Source organism: Candidatus Eisenbacteria bacterium (assembly GCA_018831195.1).
Lineage (GTDB): Bacteria > Eisenbacteria > RBG-16-71-46 > CAIMUX01 > JAHJDP01 > JAHJDP01.
In genome coordinates this window covers 25,149-42,851 of the sequence record JAHJDP010000099.1, presented here as the reverse complement: position 1 = coordinate 42,851, position 17,703 = coordinate 25,149, and the positions used below count along the sequence as shown (strand labels likewise).

General features: G+C 51.0%; 17 protein-coding genes. 12 read left to right on the top strand and 5 right to left on the bottom strand.

From position 1 onward, the window contains the following. Positions 1–182 precede the first annotated feature (182 nt). Genes KJ970_17485 through nikR form a run of 7 tightly spaced genes read left to right on the top strand, consistent with a single transcriptional unit; the run spans position 183 to position 4,709 of the window. On the top strand, positions 183–896 hold the full coding sequence (locus KJ970_17485) for a DUF4198 domain-containing protein (GenBank protein MBU2692712.1): 714 nt from the start codon (positions 183–185) through the stop codon (positions 894–896). Beyond that, positions 893–1,327 carry a hypothetical protein gene (locus KJ970_17480; GenBank protein ID MBU2692711.1) on the top strand — a complete coding sequence of 145 codons (435 nt, stop codon included), beginning with the start codon at positions 893–895 and terminating at the stop codon, positions 1,325–1,327. Before KJ970_17485 ends, KJ970_17480 begins: the two co-directional genes overlap by 4 nt. Next, the gene (locus KJ970_17475; GenBank protein ID MBU2692710.1) at positions 1,324–2,307 is read left to right on the top strand and encodes a transporter; all 984 of its coding nucleotides are present in this window, start codon (positions 1,324–1,326) and stop codon (positions 2,305–2,307) included. Before KJ970_17480 ends, KJ970_17475 begins: the two co-directional genes overlap by 4 nt. A gap of 11 nt (positions 2,308–2,318) precedes the next feature. Further along, positions 2,319–2,966 (top strand): energy-coupling factor ABC transporter permease, encoded by a 648-nt coding sequence (locus tag KJ970_17470; GenBank protein ID MBU2692709.1) that lies wholly within the window; start codon positions 2,319–2,321, stop codon positions 2,964–2,966. Continuing rightward, positions 2,963–3,514 (top strand): energy-coupling factor transporter transmembrane protein EcfT, encoded by a 552-nt coding sequence (locus KJ970_17465; protein MBU2692708.1) that lies wholly within the window; start codon positions 2,963–2,965, stop codon positions 3,512–3,514. The genes KJ970_17470 and KJ970_17465 overlap by 4 nt, the downstream gene beginning before the upstream one ends. After that, positions 3,507–4,283, top strand: coding sequence for an energy-coupling factor ABC transporter ATP-binding protein (locus KJ970_17460; GenBank protein MBU2692707.1), 777 nt, complete (start codon positions 3,507–3,509; stop codon positions 4,281–4,283). The genes KJ970_17465 and KJ970_17460 overlap by 8 nt, the downstream gene beginning before the upstream one ends. 9 nt (positions 4,284–4,292) lie before the next feature. Further along, a complete protein-coding gene (nikR, locus tag KJ970_17455; GenBank protein MBU2692706.1) occupies positions 4,293–4,709 on the top strand; it encodes a nickel-responsive transcriptional regulator NikR in 417 nt (138 codons plus the stop codon). A gap of 7 nt (positions 4,710–4,716) precedes the next feature. Here the strand turns inward: nikR and KJ970_17450 are convergent, their stop codons facing one another. From KJ970_17450 to KJ970_17440, 3 genes are read right to left on the bottom strand one after another with little or no spacing between them, the layout of a single operon-like run. Continuing rightward, on the bottom strand, positions 4,717–5,805 hold the full coding sequence (locus KJ970_17450; GenBank protein MBU2692705.1) for a glycosyltransferase family 4 protein: 1,089 nt from the start codon (positions 5,803–5,805) through the stop codon (positions 4,717–4,719). Further along, entirely contained in the window at positions 5,802–7,283 is a 1,482-nt protein-coding gene (locus KJ970_17445) for a hypothetical protein (protein ID MBU2692704.1), read from the bottom strand. Before KJ970_17445 ends, KJ970_17450 begins: the two co-directional genes overlap by 4 nt. Next, positions 7,280–8,506 (bottom strand): glycosyltransferase, encoded by a 1,227-nt coding sequence (locus tag KJ970_17440; GenBank protein ID MBU2692703.1) that lies wholly within the window; start codon positions 8,504–8,506, stop codon positions 7,280–7,282. The genes KJ970_17445 and KJ970_17440 overlap by 4 nt, the downstream gene beginning before the upstream one ends. 304 nt (positions 8,507–8,810) lie before the next feature. Between KJ970_17440 and KJ970_17435 the strand changes: the two genes are divergently transcribed. Continuing rightward, positions 8,811–9,614, top strand: a complete 804-nt coding sequence (locus KJ970_17435) for a methyltransferase domain-containing protein (GenBank protein MBU2692702.1) — start codon at positions 8,811–8,813, stop codon at positions 9,612–9,614. Between the two features lie 63 nt (positions 9,615–9,677). Beyond that, a complete protein-coding gene (locus KJ970_17430; GenBank protein MBU2692701.1) occupies positions 9,678–10,826 on the top strand; it encodes a hypothetical protein in 1,149 nt (382 codons plus the stop codon). Between the two features lie 23 nt (positions 10,827–10,849). Here the strand turns inward: KJ970_17430 and KJ970_17425 are convergent, their stop codons facing one another. Together KJ970_17425 and KJ970_17420 are read right to left on the bottom strand one after the other, a co-directional pair. Continuing rightward, positions 10,850–11,500 (bottom strand): response regulator transcription factor, encoded by a 651-nt coding sequence (locus KJ970_17425; GenBank protein ID MBU2692700.1) that lies wholly within the window; start codon positions 11,498–11,500, stop codon positions 10,850–10,852. A 313-nt stretch (positions 11,501–11,813) separates the two neighbouring features. Continuing rightward, a complete protein-coding gene (locus tag KJ970_17420) occupies positions 11,814–12,074 on the bottom strand; it encodes a hypothetical protein (GenBank protein MBU2692699.1) in 261 nt (86 codons plus the stop codon). Between the two features lie 17 nt (positions 12,075–12,091). Between KJ970_17420 and KJ970_17415 the strand changes: the two genes are divergently transcribed. The 3 genes from KJ970_17415 (at position 12,092) to KJ970_17405 (ending at position 17,688) form a co-directional block, all read left to right on the top strand. After that, the gene (locus tag KJ970_17415) at positions 12,092–14,140 is read left to right on the top strand and encodes a right-handed parallel beta-helix repeat-containing protein (GenBank protein ID MBU2692698.1); all 2,049 of its coding nucleotides are present in this window, start codon (positions 12,092–12,094) and stop codon (positions 14,138–14,140) included. 128 nt (positions 14,141–14,268) lie between these two features. Then, entirely contained in the window at positions 14,269–16,194 is a 1,926-nt protein-coding gene (locus KJ970_17410) for an aryl-sulfate sulfotransferase (GenBank protein MBU2692697.1), read from the top strand. A gap of 120 nt (positions 16,195–16,314) precedes the next feature. Beyond that, positions 16,315–17,688 (top strand): NAD-dependent succinate-semialdehyde dehydrogenase, encoded by a 1,374-nt coding sequence (locus KJ970_17405; GenBank protein ID MBU2692696.1) that lies wholly within the window; start codon positions 16,315–16,317, stop codon positions 17,686–17,688. Positions 17,689–17,703 lie beyond the last annotated feature (15 nt).

Below are 17,703 nucleotides of genomic sequence, written 5' to 3'. Positions count from 1 at the left end.
TTCTATCCCAACAAATTTAACGAAAAATTCCTGGTTACTTTTGCTATCTTTAAATTTCTCATATAGATAGAGCTCCCCTTGCGCTGAATTCCACGCAACCGATGTCCCTTGATCGGATCGTGGAATTTCTGCTAGATTCGGTATTACGAATTATATTTTCGTAATACTGAAGGGGGTCGAGTATGGGATTATGGAAACAAAGGGCGCTCCTCATCCTCATTTTCGCTCTTCTGGGATCCCAGGCTGTCGCCCATGATTTCTGGATAGAAAAGACCCCCGAGGGTTTCTCGCTCTACAGGGGACACCGGTCATCGTCCCACCCCGGCGAAGCGACCATCGAGTACGACCCGCATTCCATACTCGAAGTCCTCTGTTCCGATGAACAGGGGCCGTTATCGCCGATTGAACCGGAAGTGGTTTTTCCAATGCGCATTGGCACCGGGTGCCGGCTGATCCATGTGCTTTTTTCTTCCGGGTATTGGACAAAAACACCCTATGGCACCAAGAACATCCCCAAAACACAAGTGGAACATCCGTTGGAAAGCTGGCTCTCTTATGAAAGCGTTAAATATATAGATAGCTGGAATGAGGATTTTATCAGACCGCTGACCGGACACCTGGAACTGGCGCCTCTCAGCAATCCCCTGCTTCTCGGGGTGGGCGATAAACTTCGGCTGCTCGTCACGAAGAATAAGGTCCCCGTGAATGGCGCCGTGGTGACTTATGACGGTAAACCCCGGGGACTGACAGGAGCAGATGGACAGATCAATATCCGCCTCCGTCATCCGGACCTTCAGCTGATTCAAACCACAATTAGCTGGCCGCTGGACTCCATAGAAGCCGACACTGAAATCCACACGGCCGCACTCTGCTTCCGCATGGGAGAGAAACCATGAAATCGGCACACCTGCCATTATTTCTCTTGATACTGACATTTTCGAGTTCATCGCAGGCGCATGAGTTAAACCACTCCATAAACTATGGAAAAGCAAATATTCTACATTTAACATTCGGTGATGACTCCCCTTTTTCATATGAGAGTTTTGAGATATACCCACCAGGTGAGAGTACGCCCTTTCAGGTCGGCCGGACCGACAAAAAAGGAAGAATCATTTTTATGGCGGACCGGGCCGGGGACTGGCGAATTCGCGCCTTCTCAGAAGATGGTCACGGCTTGGATATAACACTGCCGATCGACGAAGGTGGGCTGGTCTCTGAAACCGGTTCATCCATTCCAAATCGTTGGATCCGCATCTTGTCGGGTTTGGGGATCCTCTTCGGTATTTTCGGAGTTATCAGCTTGTTTTACAGGAAAAAATCAAAATGAGACTAACGGCGGCGTGCATCATTTTTTTGATCCTCTTCCCTTTCTGCGGACATGCCCATCACGGTGTCGCCTCACTGGGCGTTGCGGGATTGGAAGGGCCCGGAGCGCCCATAGAAACTTCCAGCTCCGCGACCCTGCCGGAATCCAGTTTTTTGGGTTATGTAAAACTGGATTGGGCTCAATTCAAGACAAATACGGCCGAACGGGATGATGAAGGAAAGGTCAGCGCCTTTTGGATGTACGGCATCGGACACGGCGTGACATCGTATCTCTCTCTGTATGCCTTCTTCCCTTTCTACAGCAAGGTTGTAGAAGACAACTCCTACAACACATCCGGCTTTGCCGATATATCGATTATGGGTGTTTGCGGGTTTAAATGGGACGGCGGTCCCCGTCTCGTCCCAAGGAATGAAAGCCTTGACGACCTCGAGGACTGGCATTTCGGCGTTTACGGCGGTCTTTCATTGCCGACCGGAAATCCGAATCTGAAGAACACAGCAGGGGAAATCGACCCGGGGATGTCCCTGGGCTTTGGAAAGCCCTCTTATACGATCGGAGGAACGATAACAAAACAAATATTCAGTCCACTGACTGTGGTCCTCGAGTCTTCATTTATCGGCTTCAATGAATATGAGTATTGCGATGGCACCTCAATGCGCTTTGGCAATGAGCTGCGCTTTAACGCCGCACTATCAAACCGCATCCTCACTTATTCGCCCGGCAAACTGAGACTTGACGCCAATTTAGAATTGAATTTCCTGGAATTGAGCCGCGATGAACTTGACGGGATCGGTGAAGAGGCGACCGGCGGGAAGGTGGTCTATTGGGTCCCAGGATTCCGCCTCTATGTCAAATCGACGAGTCTGGGGTTTGGAATTAAAATACCCTCCTGGGTGGACCTCAATGAAGAATCAGAGCAGCAAGGAGCCGAGGGCGGGGAGAAATACAGACTTATCATGACCTTCTCAACACTCCTCTGAGGAAAGCAGCGATGCATATCCCCGATGGCTTTATTACGCCTAAAATATATTTGCCGGCCTACGCCATTTGCGCCGGCCTCTGGTCCACCGGCGCGCGATATTTAAGATCCCGACTCCGCAGTGATATCCTCCCTCATCTTTCAGTGATGACCGCCCTTGCTTTTGTTTTAATGATGATCGCCGTTCCTCTCCCCGGCGGCACCTCCGCACATGCATCGGGAATCGCAGTTTTGGCGGTTCTTTTCGGATTTTGGACCGCCTTCCTCGCCACATCACTGGTTCTTCTTCTACAGGCTTTGCTCTTTGGAAGCGGGGGCATAACAACCCTTCCGGTAAATGCGATCGCCATGGGTTTGTTGGGGGGAATGACCGCTTGGTCTCTTTATAAAGCCCTCTCTCGATTTAACAATACCATCGCCCTCTTCGCCGCTGGTTGGACATCCGTCGTCGTTCCCGCCGTCTTCACAGCCGTTATATTGGGGCTTCAACCCGTTATCGCACACTCATCGGATGGAACTCCGCTATTCTTCCCCTTCGGCCTCTCGATCACTCTTCCGGCGATCATTTTACCGCATTGTCTGATAGGTATTGGAGAGGGATTTCTCACGGTATTGATATGCCGTTTTTATGAAAAACTAAAACCGCCGGCGGCTCCATGAAAGATAGAATAACATTGGCCGCGTATTTTTGTCTTGTCGTTCTGGCGACAGCCATACATGATTTATTCTATCTTGCGGCAATGCTTGCCTGTGTTTATATGCTGGCATTCCGCCGATCGATAATGATCGCAAGAAAAGCCGCGCTCTCCATAATTATATTTAACAGCGTTGTCACACTTTCATATATTGGTATCTCGTTATTGAACAACAAAATTTCCCTTTATTACATTTGCCTCATTAACCTGCGTGTTTTTTTGATTACTTCGATGACATTTCTACTGCATGAGCGTTTCAGCCCCTTTAGAGCATTCGCATTTTCTCAGACTCTTCTATTTCTCCTGACCCTTTCCTACAGTCAGATCAACACCTTTAAAAAGCTGGCCGTGGATTTTCATCTGGCTTTAAAAAGCCGGAGCATCCGGCGGCTCGCTATTCGTGATCTCTATAGACATGCGGCGACATTGGGGGGATTCTTTTTGCAAAAGGCCGTGACCCAGGCTTCGGAAGTTTCCCAAGCAATGCGATCGAGAGGATTCATCAATGATTAGGGTCGAACATCTCAGTTTCGCCTATGGGAACGGCGCCTGCATCCTCAGCGACCTTTCCTTTGAGATCCCATCAGGGCAAAAGGTCGTCATGCTGGGAACCAATGGCAGCGGTAAGACAACCCTTCTCAAGATATTAAACGGCCTGCTCTTCCCCGCCGAGGGGGCCTACCAGTACGATCTCCATCCAATCACCAGATCTTCACTGAATGACAAGACACTTCATCAAAAATTCCGCAGAGAAAACGTTCTTCTTTTTCAGAATCCCGATACAATGTTGTTCAATCCGACCGTTTATGACGAGATCGCCTTCGGTCTCAGACAGTTGGCACTTCCTCATATTGATGAAAAGGTGCAATATTGGGCGCGCCTTCTGGGCCTTGAGAAATATCTGAAACACCCCCCTTTCCAGATAAGCAGCGGCGAAAAACAGAAGGTTTGTTTGGCGGCGCTCCTATCATTGGAACCCAAAGTTCTCCTTTTGGACGAGCCGACATCAAATCTTGATCCGAGGAGCACAGGGTGGCTGGTGGACTTTCTCCAGGATTTGGATGTGACGACGGTTGTAACGACCCATAACTTGAGTCTCGCCGGGGAGCTGGGTGATCGCACCATGGTGCTGTCAGAGGATCATGAGCTGATCTTCGATGGGGAGATCTCGGAACTGCTGGAGGATCAAACGAAGCTGATGGATGCGAATTTGATCCACACGCATAAGCATCGCCATGGCGATGTCTCACACAGACACTTTCATAAACATGATTGGGATTAGGGGGCGTTAGTGTCGACTGATATTATCCGTTTCACGGTTTCTCTGCCGGTCAATCTTCTGGGAGAACTCGATGACCGAATCATTTCCAAAGGATATGCATCCCGGTCTGAGTTTGTCCGCGATTTGATTAGGGAACAACTCATCCTGGATAAATGGGCTTCCGAGAGCGAAGAAGTCGTCGGCGTCCTTACGATCAGCTACGACCATCACCAGCAAGGGCTGGTTCAGAACATTATTGATCTGCAGCATTCCCGATTGGTACATATCCTTTGCAATACGCACGTTCATCTGAATCACAACAATTGCCTCGAAGTCATTATCATCCGCGGACGGCCGTCTGAAATCGAGAAATTGAGCCTGGAACTCGGCGGTCTCAAGGGCGTCAAATTTTCAAAACTGACACGAACCGCTGGATGTGATGCGTAGCCGGATTTCAGCTTTTCAATAGCCTCTTGAACACTTCATCCCACTTCACGGCACATCTCTCGATTGAATATTCATCTTCAACACGCTGGCGCCCCGCCGCCGACAATCGGGCCCGCAAATCCCGATCGCGGATCAATCGGCCCAATTGAAAGGTCCATTCATCCATCGTATTGGCAAGAAGGCCATTAATGTCGTGATGTACCAATATTCGGTTGAATCCAACGGGAGACGCAATTACCGCCTTGCCTGTAGCCCAATATTGCAGAATTTTGTAGCCGGCCTTCGCCCGGGTATAAGGATTATCCACGAGAGGCATGAGGCCGATATCGAAGCGGCTCATCAGTTCAACTTCGTCCTCCATTCTCCAGCGGAGGTTCCTAACTTCCAAGCCCGGCGCCTGGAAGTCCCACTCGGAGACAACAACAACCTCACATCCGTACTCCCTTTGTACGCTGACCAAAGCATCTGAGATCTGTTTTAAATAGTACAAGTTTCCGCCGGTGCCAATCCAACCCAGGGCTGGATTCCCCCGTGCAGACGGTCCGGACGGCTGAAACAATTCCGTGTCAACCGGTGTGGGAATGATCGTCGTTGGGATGCGCTCTCTTTGAAATCGCTCTGCAAGAAAGTGTGTGCTCGCGACAAGGTGCCGGCACAGGGAAAGAATCTTTTCCGGCTTCCGCTGGTCGTGAAATCGACGGCCGGAACTGCGTATATGTGGAGGCGTCATATCCACCGCATCATCAATATCGTAAATCAGATTCGGCTGGAGATAGGCGAGGATCCGCTCCAAAAAGGGAGGTCCAAAGGTGAAAAGTTCTCTCTGAACCACGACAGCGTCGGCGCGTGAAGCCCGCAGAATCTGTATCTTTCGCATAATCAGGACGATAACAAAATAGAGGATTTTTGCGGGGATGCGCATCAACCCCCGCCTGCTGTTAAGAAAGCGGTAAATCCCATCGGGCGCCGGTGGGCGGAAATTCAGCTCATATCCCATCTCACCGAAAGCCTGCTTGTAGGCGGCCCCACGGCAGCGTGCGCTGGCATTGCTGATGGGCCGCCAGGCAAGGAAGTCTATTTTTATCGGCCTTCTCACCGCCGCTTCATCCTGAACCAACTCAGCACAAGCCCCCTGGCATCCGCATTAGCTCCCATGACACTCCCCCAGAATACCATCGAGAAAAGAACCTGGAGGACCGGGCGGAGACCGGCGTCCACAAAACGTCCGAAAAACCACGAAATAATAATATAGATGACGGCGGCGGGCAGGAAGACCGAGAAACACCGTCTTGCCAGCGGCATCTCATATTCAACCTTTCGGGAAAAGTAAAACAATGAGAGAACGGAACCTACGGATGTTCCCAATCCAAGTCCAAAGACGCCCAGTTTTTTGTATGAAAGAAACATCACAAGAAGACTGGAGAGAAAAAGGAGAGCCTCACCCCGGAGAACAATACCATTCATCAAACGCGCATTGAAAATGCGATGAAGGAAGTACCGTGCGCTATAAGCCCACAATCCCAAGCTCAGACCCCGCAGGGCTCCGAATGTCATACTGAGAGAGTTTTCATCAAATTGGCCCCGCATATAGAGAAGTCGCAGCATGATTTCCCCATTCATGAAGAAAAATGCGGAGACAGGGATGAGGACAATATAGATACGCGCTAGATTGCGATCCGTCTTTTCCTGGAGATCCTGAATGGCGAGGGTGCTAAAATAACCCAAACCGATCAGCCCCAGCGGAACGATGAGCAAGGTATGGAGCGTCTCCGTAAGAAAGCGGGCATACTCAATCGATGCAATTGAGCCCCCTCCAACCAGAGAGGCCAAATATCTCTCACCTAGGACATAGGTCTCGGCCAAAAGTGAGACAAAGATCAACGGCCGGGCCAGGACCCAGAGCGCATAGGCGGTCTCCTTAACCAAGGTTGAATCCAGAGGAATTCTGTGGGGAATTTCATTTCGCCGGCACAATAACCATGTCGCCGCAACGGACATGAGGATGTAGCTGCCGGTAAATCCATAGGCGATCACTTCCGGCCGTGAGATGGAAGCCGCCAAGATAATTGTCGCGAGCATCCCAACATTCTGCACAGCCGGTCTCAAACTCGGAATGGTAAAATCTTCCTGGGCCACACCCAGCGAATCCAAAAGAGAAGTGTACGTATAGAAGGGAATTCCGATCGACATGATTCGCAGCATGGCGACCGCCAGAGCAAATCTATCCAGGTCGAATCCCGGCAGAAGGAGATGAATAACGGGGCCGGCAAAGAGAAACAAAAGAAAGCCGAGAAGAAGACCCAGCGATGGATAAAATACCAGCATGAGGAGGAACAGCGATCGCGCCCGCTCCGGTCTCTCTTTTCTATAGGTGGCGTACAGAGGGATGAAACAGGATTGTACAATACGGCTCGTCAGGAGATGCGCCGGTGAAAGCGTGGCGCCAAGAGAAGCGCGGAAGGCGTCGGCAACCGGACCGGTGCCGAAATATCGGGCCAGGAGCGCCTCTCTTATCACACCCAGCAATTTGCTGGCGAACCCGCCGCCACTAACGCTGAGATACCAACGTCTCACTCCCGGCCTCCCCTTGGATCTTCCCCCGGCTTTCCCCCAAACTCCTCCAGCGCTTGAAGAATAATTTCATGAATCTCCTTGATCCTCAGCTCCCACGAGTTCTTTCTTGCTTCCATCCGTCTGGCTTCTACCAGCTCCTCGACCTGAGACCGGGCCAAAGCGACTTCAACCGCTCTAATGAATTCCACGGCATTTTCAGCGAAATGACAAAGATCCGGGCGTGATCTGTATTCCTTCAGGGCCTCCAAGGGGGTTGTGACGATCTCCTTACCGGCCGCCATGTACTCAAAGAACTTCAATGGAAATGAAGATCGCGTTGAACTATTCAAGCGGAATGGAATAAGACAGACATCAAATCCGGCGATGTAACTCGGTATGACCGAATAATCCTTTGACCCCATCAGGTGGATATTCGGCTGTTCCTCAAGTTGACCTAGGTCGGTCCCCGGATCGCCGGCGCCGTGGGGACCGACCAAACAGATATTCCAATCCGGCCTTTCCCCCGCCATCTGTAGAAGGAGTTCCAAATCCAATTTATAATCCGCCAAATTCCCGACATAGCCCAGAATTGGTCCCTCTAAGGAAGAAAGTTCCTTTGGAGGCATCCCTGGATTTTCAAAATGAGATATGTCGGCGACGTTCTGCAGGAAAAACGAGCGGCCTTTTTGTGGGATCTTCTCGGCAAACAGGGGTCTTGATGTCGTGAAAAGAAGATCGCAATGTAGAAGAAGCTTCTCTTCAAGAGCGTTGATCGCCCCCCTATTAACGCCGGGATTCTCGCCATAGGCATCGACACAATGATAAATAACCAGGCACTCTCCGAGATTCCCCACCAAGTCGGCCCCTGTCGGCAGAAATATCCAGAGAATCGGTTTTTGTATATCTAGTCTCCACATGATCCACTTTAACGCCTGGATGAGATAGAAACGATTGATCCGCCGGATGAATCCCACACCGGGAAAAGGCAACACCAAAGGAGAGAAAAGCCAAAGGCCCTCGGGTGTCCGGCGCAGACCCATGAGGCATCCCTTGATGCGATCGCGGACCTTGCCCCAATCCCGCCGGTTGTGTTTGGGGGCTCTGAGTCCCAGCGATTCCACAAAGAGGATCCGGTTCTGCGCGGCCAAGCGGCGCATGACATGATGCACATTCAGAGGCGCATCCGTCTTCCAGAAACTGGGGGCGATGCAGATGATATCCCGGTCCTTGAGTTCAGCTGTCATTTTGTTATCTTATTACCAGTTAATGCATTACACCAGCACCTCGTCCCGGCGGCGAGGAGATCAATCCGTCTGAACAGAGGCTGAACGGCCACCGTCCATTGATACAGGCTCGTGTAGCCCTTTGCGCACTTTGATGATAGTGGAGTCACGGGATCATGGCGGCAAATGAAAACTCCGCCACGGCATAAGAATCAGTCACTGGAAGACCCGGCGCCGTTGTGATGAATCCTCCGAATATCTATTCTATACTTTGGGCAGCATGAAAGGATATCTCTCGCACCTCACAGAATCTCAAGGAGTTTTTATGGCGGATCGTTTGGGCACTGGTGTATTGGACCGTCAGGTCGGGACAAATGATCTGCTGCGCTCCGATGTCGATTATGACCGCCCTCCACATGGGGGAAAGGATCTCTTCAATATTGTCGGGGATCTTTCAGGCAAGCTGATTCTCGATCTCGGTTGCGGATTAGGTATCTACCGCAAACATGTTGAAGAAAAGGGCGGGAAATGGATTGGATTAGATCTTCAAGGAGACGCACCCAGTGTTCATGGTGATGGGGATCAATTGCCCTTTGCCGACGGGGTTTTTGACGGCGTGCTCTGTGTTGCTGTTTTTGAGCACATGCCGGAACCCGACCGGACGCTTTCCGAAATCCGAAGGGTTCTCTCAGACGGCGGGATCCTCTTCGGCTACACCGCCTTTCTCGAACCATTTCATGGAATGTCATACTTCCATATGTCCCATATGGGTCTCGAGTACCTGTTGTTGAAATATGGATTTCAGCCGATTCGCATCTTCCCATCGCTGATCGGACCGGCTTTCCAAATTGAGAATCTTCTGTTTCCGCGGCATATACCGTTCATCCAACCGGCATTTCGCTGGCTCTCTCAGCATTTTTGCACCTTCTTGCTCCTAATGAACCGGTTTGCCCGAGCTATTATGCTTCGCGTGGCCCGCAGGCCGGAGGCCGGGGATCGGCATGCCGCAGCACAATACAGGCGGCTCCTCGATCTTCGATATACCTCTGGATTTATCTTTACTTCAAGAAAGGTGGAAATCCCGGCGTCTCTCCCCTCCGGCTACGCAGCCTTTATAAAAGAGGGTTAACCGATTCATGGGAGTCTTGTGAAAATACCCTTCGCAAATAGAGTTGCACATTCATTGGTTAAGATGAGCCTTATCATCATCCTGCTCTGCGGTTCCTTATGCGCAGGTAAGGCTCAAAAGCCCATGATTTCCCTCCGGGGGAATCCCGACTTCCACCGTGATTCGCTGACCGTCCTTGAACGGGCGTGGTACGACAAGGTCTCTGCCTCCATCGAAAGGAGCTGGGATACAGCAACCTCCAGAGCTGATTCCAATGATACTTATATATATGGAAGGTATTTCGGCGATTATAATGCCGCTTTACTTATGGTCCTTCGGGCGACCGGCGACCTGTCATTTCTCGACCGGGTTCTGCAATTGTGCAACATTGCAAAAGCCCAGTTAAGAGACTCCCTTCAGGATGGATCCACGGATGGAAACCTCGGATGGTGGTGGCAGGGAGATCCGAAATCGCCTTACTACGGAACCGACGCCCATTCCATGGACGAAGCGATGACCCATGGGAATATCGCACTCATCACATATGCCCTGCATGTTAATCGTGATCTTAAACCTGAATATGCGGAGCAAGCGGATGACTGGTTGGACTATCTTGAAAATCACTTTCTGGCCAAGTGGTATGCGCGTTGTCGGAATGATTCTCTTGCCGCCTGGAATCATCAATCGGGTTTCTACAAGCGATTCGTTCATCCCCGAGCCAATCAACTCCGTCTGGCCTTTTATCTCTGGAAGATCACAGGCAAATCATTTTATCTCGATCGCGTCGAAGAAATCGCCGGTCAATTGCGGGAGCACTTGGATGTCGTCGGCGAAGATGCTCCGACTTTACGGTGGAAGCATCAGATCTCAGGGCATGATGAAGGATGGCAGAAAATACAGTATGCCCAGTACTTTATGAGGGTCGTCTATGAGATGTACTTTGAGAACCTAAATGGTCTCGCAGATCCAGAGATTATGCTCAAATTTATGCGGACTTTTCGAGATGTCGTTTTCCGCCGATCCGGCCGGGATGCCCCTTCCGGAATGTCTTTGCGCATCGATGGAAGCGGCTCAACTCAACCCAGGATTTGGGGGCAAGGATGTCTTGTAAGATGGGATCCTTCGGGCAGGATACTTGAATTGGCGGCATCCGATTTTAAGGCGGGCTCATACGGATTGTCTACCGCAGCTTATACACTCATGGGTATGAGTACCAGAGATCAAAGCAAATAGGGGGGGCAGCTCAATAACCGCAATCAACCAAACGCCAGGCCTTTCTTATCCTGGTCCTTATCCTCGTCCTTCTCATCATCGTCGGGATCGGCAGGGTAGTATTTATCCAAGCATTCCGGGCACAGACTGTGGCTGAATTCCGCACCGGAATGATCCTCCACATACTCTTCCATTTTCTGCCAGGCTTCCTGGTCATCTCTGATTTTATGACAATGCATGCAGATGGGAATAATCCCCTGCAGCGTTTTAACCTGATTCAATGCTTCCTGTAATTCGGTCACCTTTTTCGCCAGTTTATCTTCGAGCTCAACGACGCGCCGGCCCACATTGATCCTGGCCTCCAACTCATCCCTGTTGAATGGTTTCGAAACAAAATCGTTGGCTCCGGCATCGAGACCCTGAACAATATCCTTCTTTTCAGTTTTTGCGGTCAGTAAAATGATATATCTGGGCTTGTGATCATCGGCCTTTCGGATTTTGTAGCAAATCTCGACCCCATCCATCCCCGGCATCATCCAATCCAGAATGATCAAACTCGGGGCGTCAGCCTTCTGAATCTCGACCCAGGCCATCTCACCATCACTGGTTGAAATGACCTCATGACCCCATTTCTTCAAGACAGTTTCCAGTATCCTTCTGGAGGTCAAGTCGTCTTCGGCTATAAGAATTCGCATACTATCTCCACGATCCGGTTCACCTTAGGTAAAGGAATCACGCAGTCCGCGCCGGATCCCCTTCCAAAAGGACATGGACCTCATCTCATTGTATCGGAAGAAGATAGATGCGGCTTGATCGAATTCCTTCCGGTCCATGGTTCGATTAGAGTTTACGGAGTATAGGTCACCGAGGGATAGGCTCCTGGGAAAAGCAGAACGCCTAACCATATGGAATATAAAAAGATAGATATAGCCTGTCTTTTCAGGGCTTTCCCGCGCGCGAGCGTCGATCTCTATACTTAATATTCATTGCACCGCACACATGCCGCACCTAGAATACCTCAACCGTGTCAGGCACATTCAGCTTGTGTGGGATTTTTATCAATCGGCCGATATCAAATCTGATCGTCATGATCATCGGCCCGGATTGATGTCCCGCACCCGGGCGAACGGGGAGAATCGTTCGGATGAATGTTGCACACCATGCTCCGGTGCCATACCGTGGCTGTCCGTCTTCATTTTGCTCAACACCCAGGAAAGGACGCTGCCATGCATCAACCTTTGCCTCAACCCCTCTCCATTTCGAAGGCATCCATACTCATCTTTCGTATGATGCTCTTGACGTGCCTCTCTTTAACCCCGGTATTAGCGGCCGACTCGGTCATGCCAGGGGAAATTGAAGAGAATGCGACCATAGAAAATGTTGATTTTAAATGGTTCATCGAAGGCGATGACAACCTCGATTGCAGCGTCCAAGTGGAATATCGCAAAGGTTCTCTCACCGAATGGACTCCAGCGCAACCCCTGCTACGGGTGGAGCCGGGCAGTTACAATGATGACAATATCGATCCAGGGAATCTATTGGCGGGATCCATTTTCAATTTGAATCCGGACACAGAATACGATTTTCGTCTGACATTATCCGACCCCGACGGCGGTACTGCGGTGGAAACAAGAACGGTTAGAACGCGTCATGTTCCACAAGACCCGGCAAATCCCCGCATTCGCTATGTCATACCGGGCGGCGGCGGCGGATCGGGGACCGAGGCGGACCCGTTCCAAGGCATCAGCACCGCTAATGCCGCCGCGGAACCCGGCGATATCTTTATTTTGGAACCCGGTGTTTATACCGGCGTCGCGGCCCTGACGACCTGTGGCACTCCGGAGAATCCGATCGTCTGGCGAGGGACTGATGTTTCCCAAGTTATTTTTGACGGCGAGAGTATAACAAAACCTGTCGTCGATCTGACATCAAGTGAGTATGTGCACTTGGAGCAGGTTTCCGTGATTCGGCCCAAACACATGGCAATCCGAGGTTATACGACAACCGGCGTCGTTATAAGAAAATGTATGATCGATGTAACTGTTCCAACAACTTATGAAATGGGGGGCATCTATCTTTTGGGCGCGGGGCATCGGGATGCGCTTATCTCAGAAAATATCATCCAGGGGCATCTCAATTGGGAAGATGGAAGGGATGAGGATGCGTACGCCATCAATGTTCTGGGCAAGGGACATGTCATCAGCTTCAATGAAATATACGACTGGTATGATGCCATTCACATCGGCGCTGGAGACGGTTCCATCGAAACATCCAGTTGTGACGTCTATGGAAATGAAATTTATAACTGCACCGATGACGGAATTGAAACAGACGGATCCAGGCACAATATCCGAGTCTATAAAAATCGTTTTACAAATGTCCTGACTGGCATCAGTTGCCAGCCGATCTATGGCGGCCCCGTTTATATCCATCACAATGTTGTCTATAATTGGCAGCTGAAGCCGTTGAAATTCCACCTTTGGCCCACTGGAATCATCGTCTATAACAATACCTTCGTGGGCGCTGATCCCCGCGGCTGGGGCGGCGGGCAATGGCGAAACACCATTGCTCGGAATAACCTATTCCTGGGCGGCAGCAATCCGGGGTATTCCGGCAATCCGATCTGCCTCTATACCGAGGGTGTTCGGGCCGACCTGGATTGGAATGGATGGTACCAGGCCTATGAGGGACGTTTCGCTGATTTCAATGGCCCGCTTTATCCTACTCTCGAAGACTTTCAATCGGCCACCGGCATGGAGCTAAACGCCAAACTAATCGACATCAGTATTTTCCTTGATGCGGAAGAACCCATTCTGGGCCCCTATCTCGGTGAAGGCGGGTTCTTTGAACCTTATGACCCCGGCAGCCAGGACCTGCGTTTGGCTCCCGGTTGCACTGCGGTTGATGGCGGTATCATTCTGGACAACATTCACGACAATGTGTCCGGTCTGACAGCTGATTTGGGAGCCTATGAAGAGGGATATCCCATCCCCGGCTACGGCCCGGAAGGGGCTGAACCGACCGCCGGAATAAACCGTCCGATCGCAGTGAGTCATTTCCAGTTTTACAATGCTTCCCCAAATCCCTTCCGGGATCTGACGACTCTGCGATTTGACCTGTCAATATCGACCAGCGTCACCATATCTATTTATGATCTTACAGGACGTACCATCCGAACTTTGGCGCCCTCGGCCTACAGGTCCTCCGGACCCCATTCTCTCGTATGGGACGGGCGGGACGACCAGGGGCGCGATATCCAATCAGGGGTTTATTTTTGCCGTATCAGCGCCGGTGATGAGCAAAAATCCAGGAAGCTGGTACTTCTAAGGGAATGAAGATCTGCACTTTAAAATAAGAGTTCAGTCAAAGCTTGAAGCGGTCGAACTATACCAGTGACAGCATATTAGCCGGATCACACCCTTGATATTGATCCGGATCACGATGAGCAGGCTCTGAGGTATAAATGAACCGCACTCGGCCGCTTCAATATATTTGTTTCAACATACTCTTTATCATTCCAATCATCTTGTTCGCCTGCTCCGATGAGAATTCAACCATCACCGATCCCGGAGAAGGAGACGACCCGGCAAATGGCTGGATCTCCTGGGATCATCCGGACGGCACAACGCATCATTATCTTCCGGTATCGGCCCCCGCCGGTATCAGCTGGGATGCCGCTCTTGATTCTGCGAACGTTCTGGGTGGATATTTAGCGACCATAACTTCAGAGACCGAAAACGAATTTATCTTCGATTTAATCGACAGCTCTGAATATTGGCTAATGCGACCCAATGGGGTTTTGGCCGGACCCTGGATCGGCGCCTATCAGCCTGAAGGATCGGTGGAACCTCTTGGGAGTTGGTTTTGGATCACTGGGGAGGAGTTCTCCTTCACAAACTGGACCGCCGACCAGCCTGATGAACGGAACAACTCGAATCAGGATCGGATTCACTACGGAGAATCCCAAGGAACAATGATTCCGACCTGGAATGATTTGGGCCGTGTACAAGCACTTTCCGGATTTGTTGTGGAAGCTTCCAGTTTGACGGCGCCGCGGACCATCGGACTCTTCATCAATGGAGAAGGGACATACCCCGGATATACTCTCTTCGCGCCCTTGCAATACGGCGCCACTTACCTTATCGATATGGAGGGTAATCTTGTACATTCTTGGCCCAGTGAATATGTTCCGGGAAACTCGGCCTATCTTCTCGAAAACGGCCATCTGCTTCGAACAGCGGCCTTCGATCCATCCGGCGTGCCGCCCTTCATGGGAGGGGGCGCCGGCGGGCGCGTGGAAGAGATCGATTGGAATGGTTCGATTGTTTGGTATTTTGAATATGTAAGCGACACCCATCTCTCTCATCATGACATTGAGTTCCTTCCCGATGGAAACCTTCTGATGCTCGCTTGGGAATACAAAAATGCAATAGAAGCCTACGCGGCCGGACGCCGGCTGGGCACCCTGAGTGAAGGAACGCTCTGGCCGGATCATATAATCGAGATCCACCCGGGCGAATCATCCGGCGGGAGCATTGTCTGGGAATGGCATGTTTGGGATCACTTGATACAAGAGGAATACCCGGAAAAATCCAACTATGGGGTTGTCGCCGAACACCTGGAACTTATTGACATCAACTACGATCAAGACGGATTCGGCCGGGCCGACTGGAATCACACAAACGGAATCGATTATAACGAGACATTCGATCAGATAATCGTCAGTGTTCGTCAATTCAGCGAGTTTTGGATCATCGATCACAGCACGACCACTGAAGAGGCGGCCGGGCATTCCGGTGGAAACAGCGGCAAGGGCGGCGACCTGCTCTATCGTTGGGGCAATCCCGCCGCCTATGGGGCCGGCGACAGAAACGATCAAAGACTATTTGTACAACATGATGCCCAATGGATTGCGGAAGGATTGCCGGGGGAAGGGAATGTTCTGGTATTCAACAACGGCGATGGAAGACCGGGGGGTGATTATTCATCTGTTGACGAAATTATAGTTCCGGTAGACGCGATGGGACAATATACATTGACCGGCCAAACATATGGACCATCCGGCCCCCACTGGAGCTATATGGCCGGGAATCCGGCCGATTTTTATTCGAGTTTTATTTCCGGCGCCCAACGGCTGCCCAACGGCAACACACTGATTTGCCAGGGAGCGCACGGGACATTCTATGAGGTCACCGCCTCAAGCGTCATGCTATGGAAATATGTCAATCCGGTTGCCGATTCGGGACCGCTTCAGCAGGGCGACCTCATCCCCAGTACGGCCATTGCCAATCTGAACGCCGTGTTCAGGACCTATAGATATGACTCTAATTTCCCGGGCCTGCGCGGCAGGGATTTAACGCCGGGCGCGCCCATTGAGTCGTATCGGTAAGTGGCCGCTTCCATCGAGTCGTATCGGTAATGGGCCTCTCCCATCGAGCTTCATCGAATTCCAGAAACCTGATAGGATCCATCCTATATCGATCAGCCACCTCATCAGGGAGGATTCCTCATGCGCTACGAGACGATCAATCCGGCAACTGAAGAAATTATAGATAGTTATGAGACGATGTCTCAGAACGAGGTCTTGGGGATCGCCCGGCAATCCCATGCCGCTTATCTTGAATGGCGGGATTGTCCGTTGCAGGAACGATTGGATCTGGTGTCAAACCTGGCGGGGGTCATCAGAGCCAACCTGGAGAAACACTCAAGATTTATGTCGATTGAGATGGGGAAACCCATCACCCAATCCAGGGCCGAGGTTGAAAAATGCGCTCTACTCTGCGATGTCTATGTTCAGAAGGCTGAAGAATGGTTGGCACCGGAACGGGTGGAAGCCGACGGGAAAGAGCATCGTGTCATCTTTCAACCCCTTGGCGTGATCCTATCCATTATGCCCTGGAATTTCCCCTACTGGCAGGCCATGCGTTTCGCCGTTCCTGGTGTGATCGCGGGCAATACGAGCCTTCTCAAACACGCCAGCAATGTGCCGCAGTGTGCCTTCGGACTTGAAGAGCTTTTCAGAGAGGCCGGGTTTCCACCAAACATATTCCGGACAATTCTCGCCACTCATGAAGCTGTTTCCGGCCTTATGGCAGATGTTGCGATTCAAGGGATATCATTGACCGGCAGCACCGGCGCCGGCGCCCGGATTGCGGAAACGGCCGGCCGCAATCTAAAAAAGGTCGTTCTCGAATTGGGCGGATCAGATCCCTTCATTATTCTGGAGGATGCTGATATTGAGGTCGTTGCCCGTAATGCGGTTACGGGTCGGATGGTCAGCACCGGACAAAGCTGCATTGCCGCCAAGCGATTCATAGTCATGAAAAATATTGCCGACAATTTCACCGCACGATTTTCCGAGTTGATGAATGACCTGGTAATAGGTGATCCCCTAGACGACAAGACTGACGTAGGAGCTATTGTAGATAAAAAGGCGCTTGATGAACTGCTGGCACAGCTCGATCAATCCGTTAAAGCCGGAGCTAAAGTCGTGACGGGCGGTAAGCGTTTAGATCGCAAAGGCTTCTTTCTCGAGCCCACGGTTGTCACCGACACGCGACCTGAGATGCGAATCGTGTCTGAAGAGGTCTTCGGCCCTATCGCTCCGATTATTGTCGTAAAAGATGAAGAGGAAGCGATACGCGTCGCCAATGATTCAATATTCGGCTTGGGTGGCAGTGTTTGGACAAGGGATATTGACCGCGGTATCCGCTTGGCTGAACAGATTGAGGCCGGAACGACTTTTATCAATTCAATCGTAAAATCCGATCCAAGGATGCCCTTTGGTGGAATAAAGAGAAGTGGAATCGGCCGTGAGTTATCAAAATATGGTTTGCGGGAATTCGTCAACATAAAAGGTATCAACATTTACGAGCATAGGTGATCGCGTTGAAAGTCT

Excerpts from the sequence above, each read along its gene's own strand:
- KJ970_17480 (MBU2692711.1), top strand. The coding sequence starts at position 893 with ATGAAATCGGCACACCTGCCATTATTTCTCTTGATACTGACATTTTCG.
- KJ970_17470 (MBU2692709.1), top strand. The coding sequence starts at position 2,319 with ATGCATATCCCCGATGGCTTTATTACGCCTAAAATATATTTGCCGGCC.
- KJ970_17465 (MBU2692708.1), top strand. The coding sequence starts at position 2,963 with ATGAAAGATAGAATAACATTGGCCGCGTATTTTTGTCTTGTCGTTCTG.
- KJ970_17420 (MBU2692699.1), bottom strand. The coding sequence starts at position 12,074 with ATGCCTTCGAAATGGAGAGGGGTTGAGGCAAAGGTTGATGCATGGCAG.
- KJ970_17405 (MBU2692696.1), top strand. The coding sequence starts at position 16,315 with ATGCGCTACGAGACGATCAATCCGGCAACTGAAGAAATTATAGATAGT.
- KJ970_17425 (MBU2692700.1), bottom strand. The coding sequence starts at position 11,500 with ATGCGAATTCTTATAGCCGAAGACGACTTGACCTCCAGAAGGATACTG.
- KJ970_17440 (MBU2692703.1), bottom strand. The coding sequence starts at position 8,506 with ATGACAGCTGAACTCAAGGACCGGGATATCATCTGCATCGCCCCCAGT.
- KJ970_17435 (MBU2692702.1), top strand. The coding sequence starts at position 8,811 with ATGGCGGATCGTTTGGGCACTGGTGTATTGGACCGTCAGGTCGGGACA.
- KJ970_17475 (MBU2692710.1), top strand. The coding sequence starts at position 1,324 with ATGAGACTAACGGCGGCGTGCATCATTTTTTTGATCCTCTTCCCTTTC.
- KJ970_17460 (MBU2692707.1), top strand. The coding sequence starts at position 3,507 with ATGATTAGGGTCGAACATCTCAGTTTCGCCTATGGGAACGGCGCCTGC.
- KJ970_17410 (MBU2692697.1), top strand. The coding sequence starts at position 14,269 with ATGAACCGCACTCGGCCGCTTCAATATATTTGTTTCAACATACTCTTT.
- KJ970_17485 (MBU2692712.1), top strand. The coding sequence starts at position 183 with ATGGGATTATGGAAACAAAGGGCGCTCCTCATCCTCATTTTCGCTCTT.
- KJ970_17430 (MBU2692701.1), top strand. The coding sequence starts at position 9,678 with ATGAGCCTTATCATCATCCTGCTCTGCGGTTCCTTATGCGCAGGTAAG.
- KJ970_17415 (MBU2692698.1), top strand. The coding sequence starts at position 12,092 with ATGATGCTCTTGACGTGCCTCTCTTTAACCCCGGTATTAGCGGCCGAC.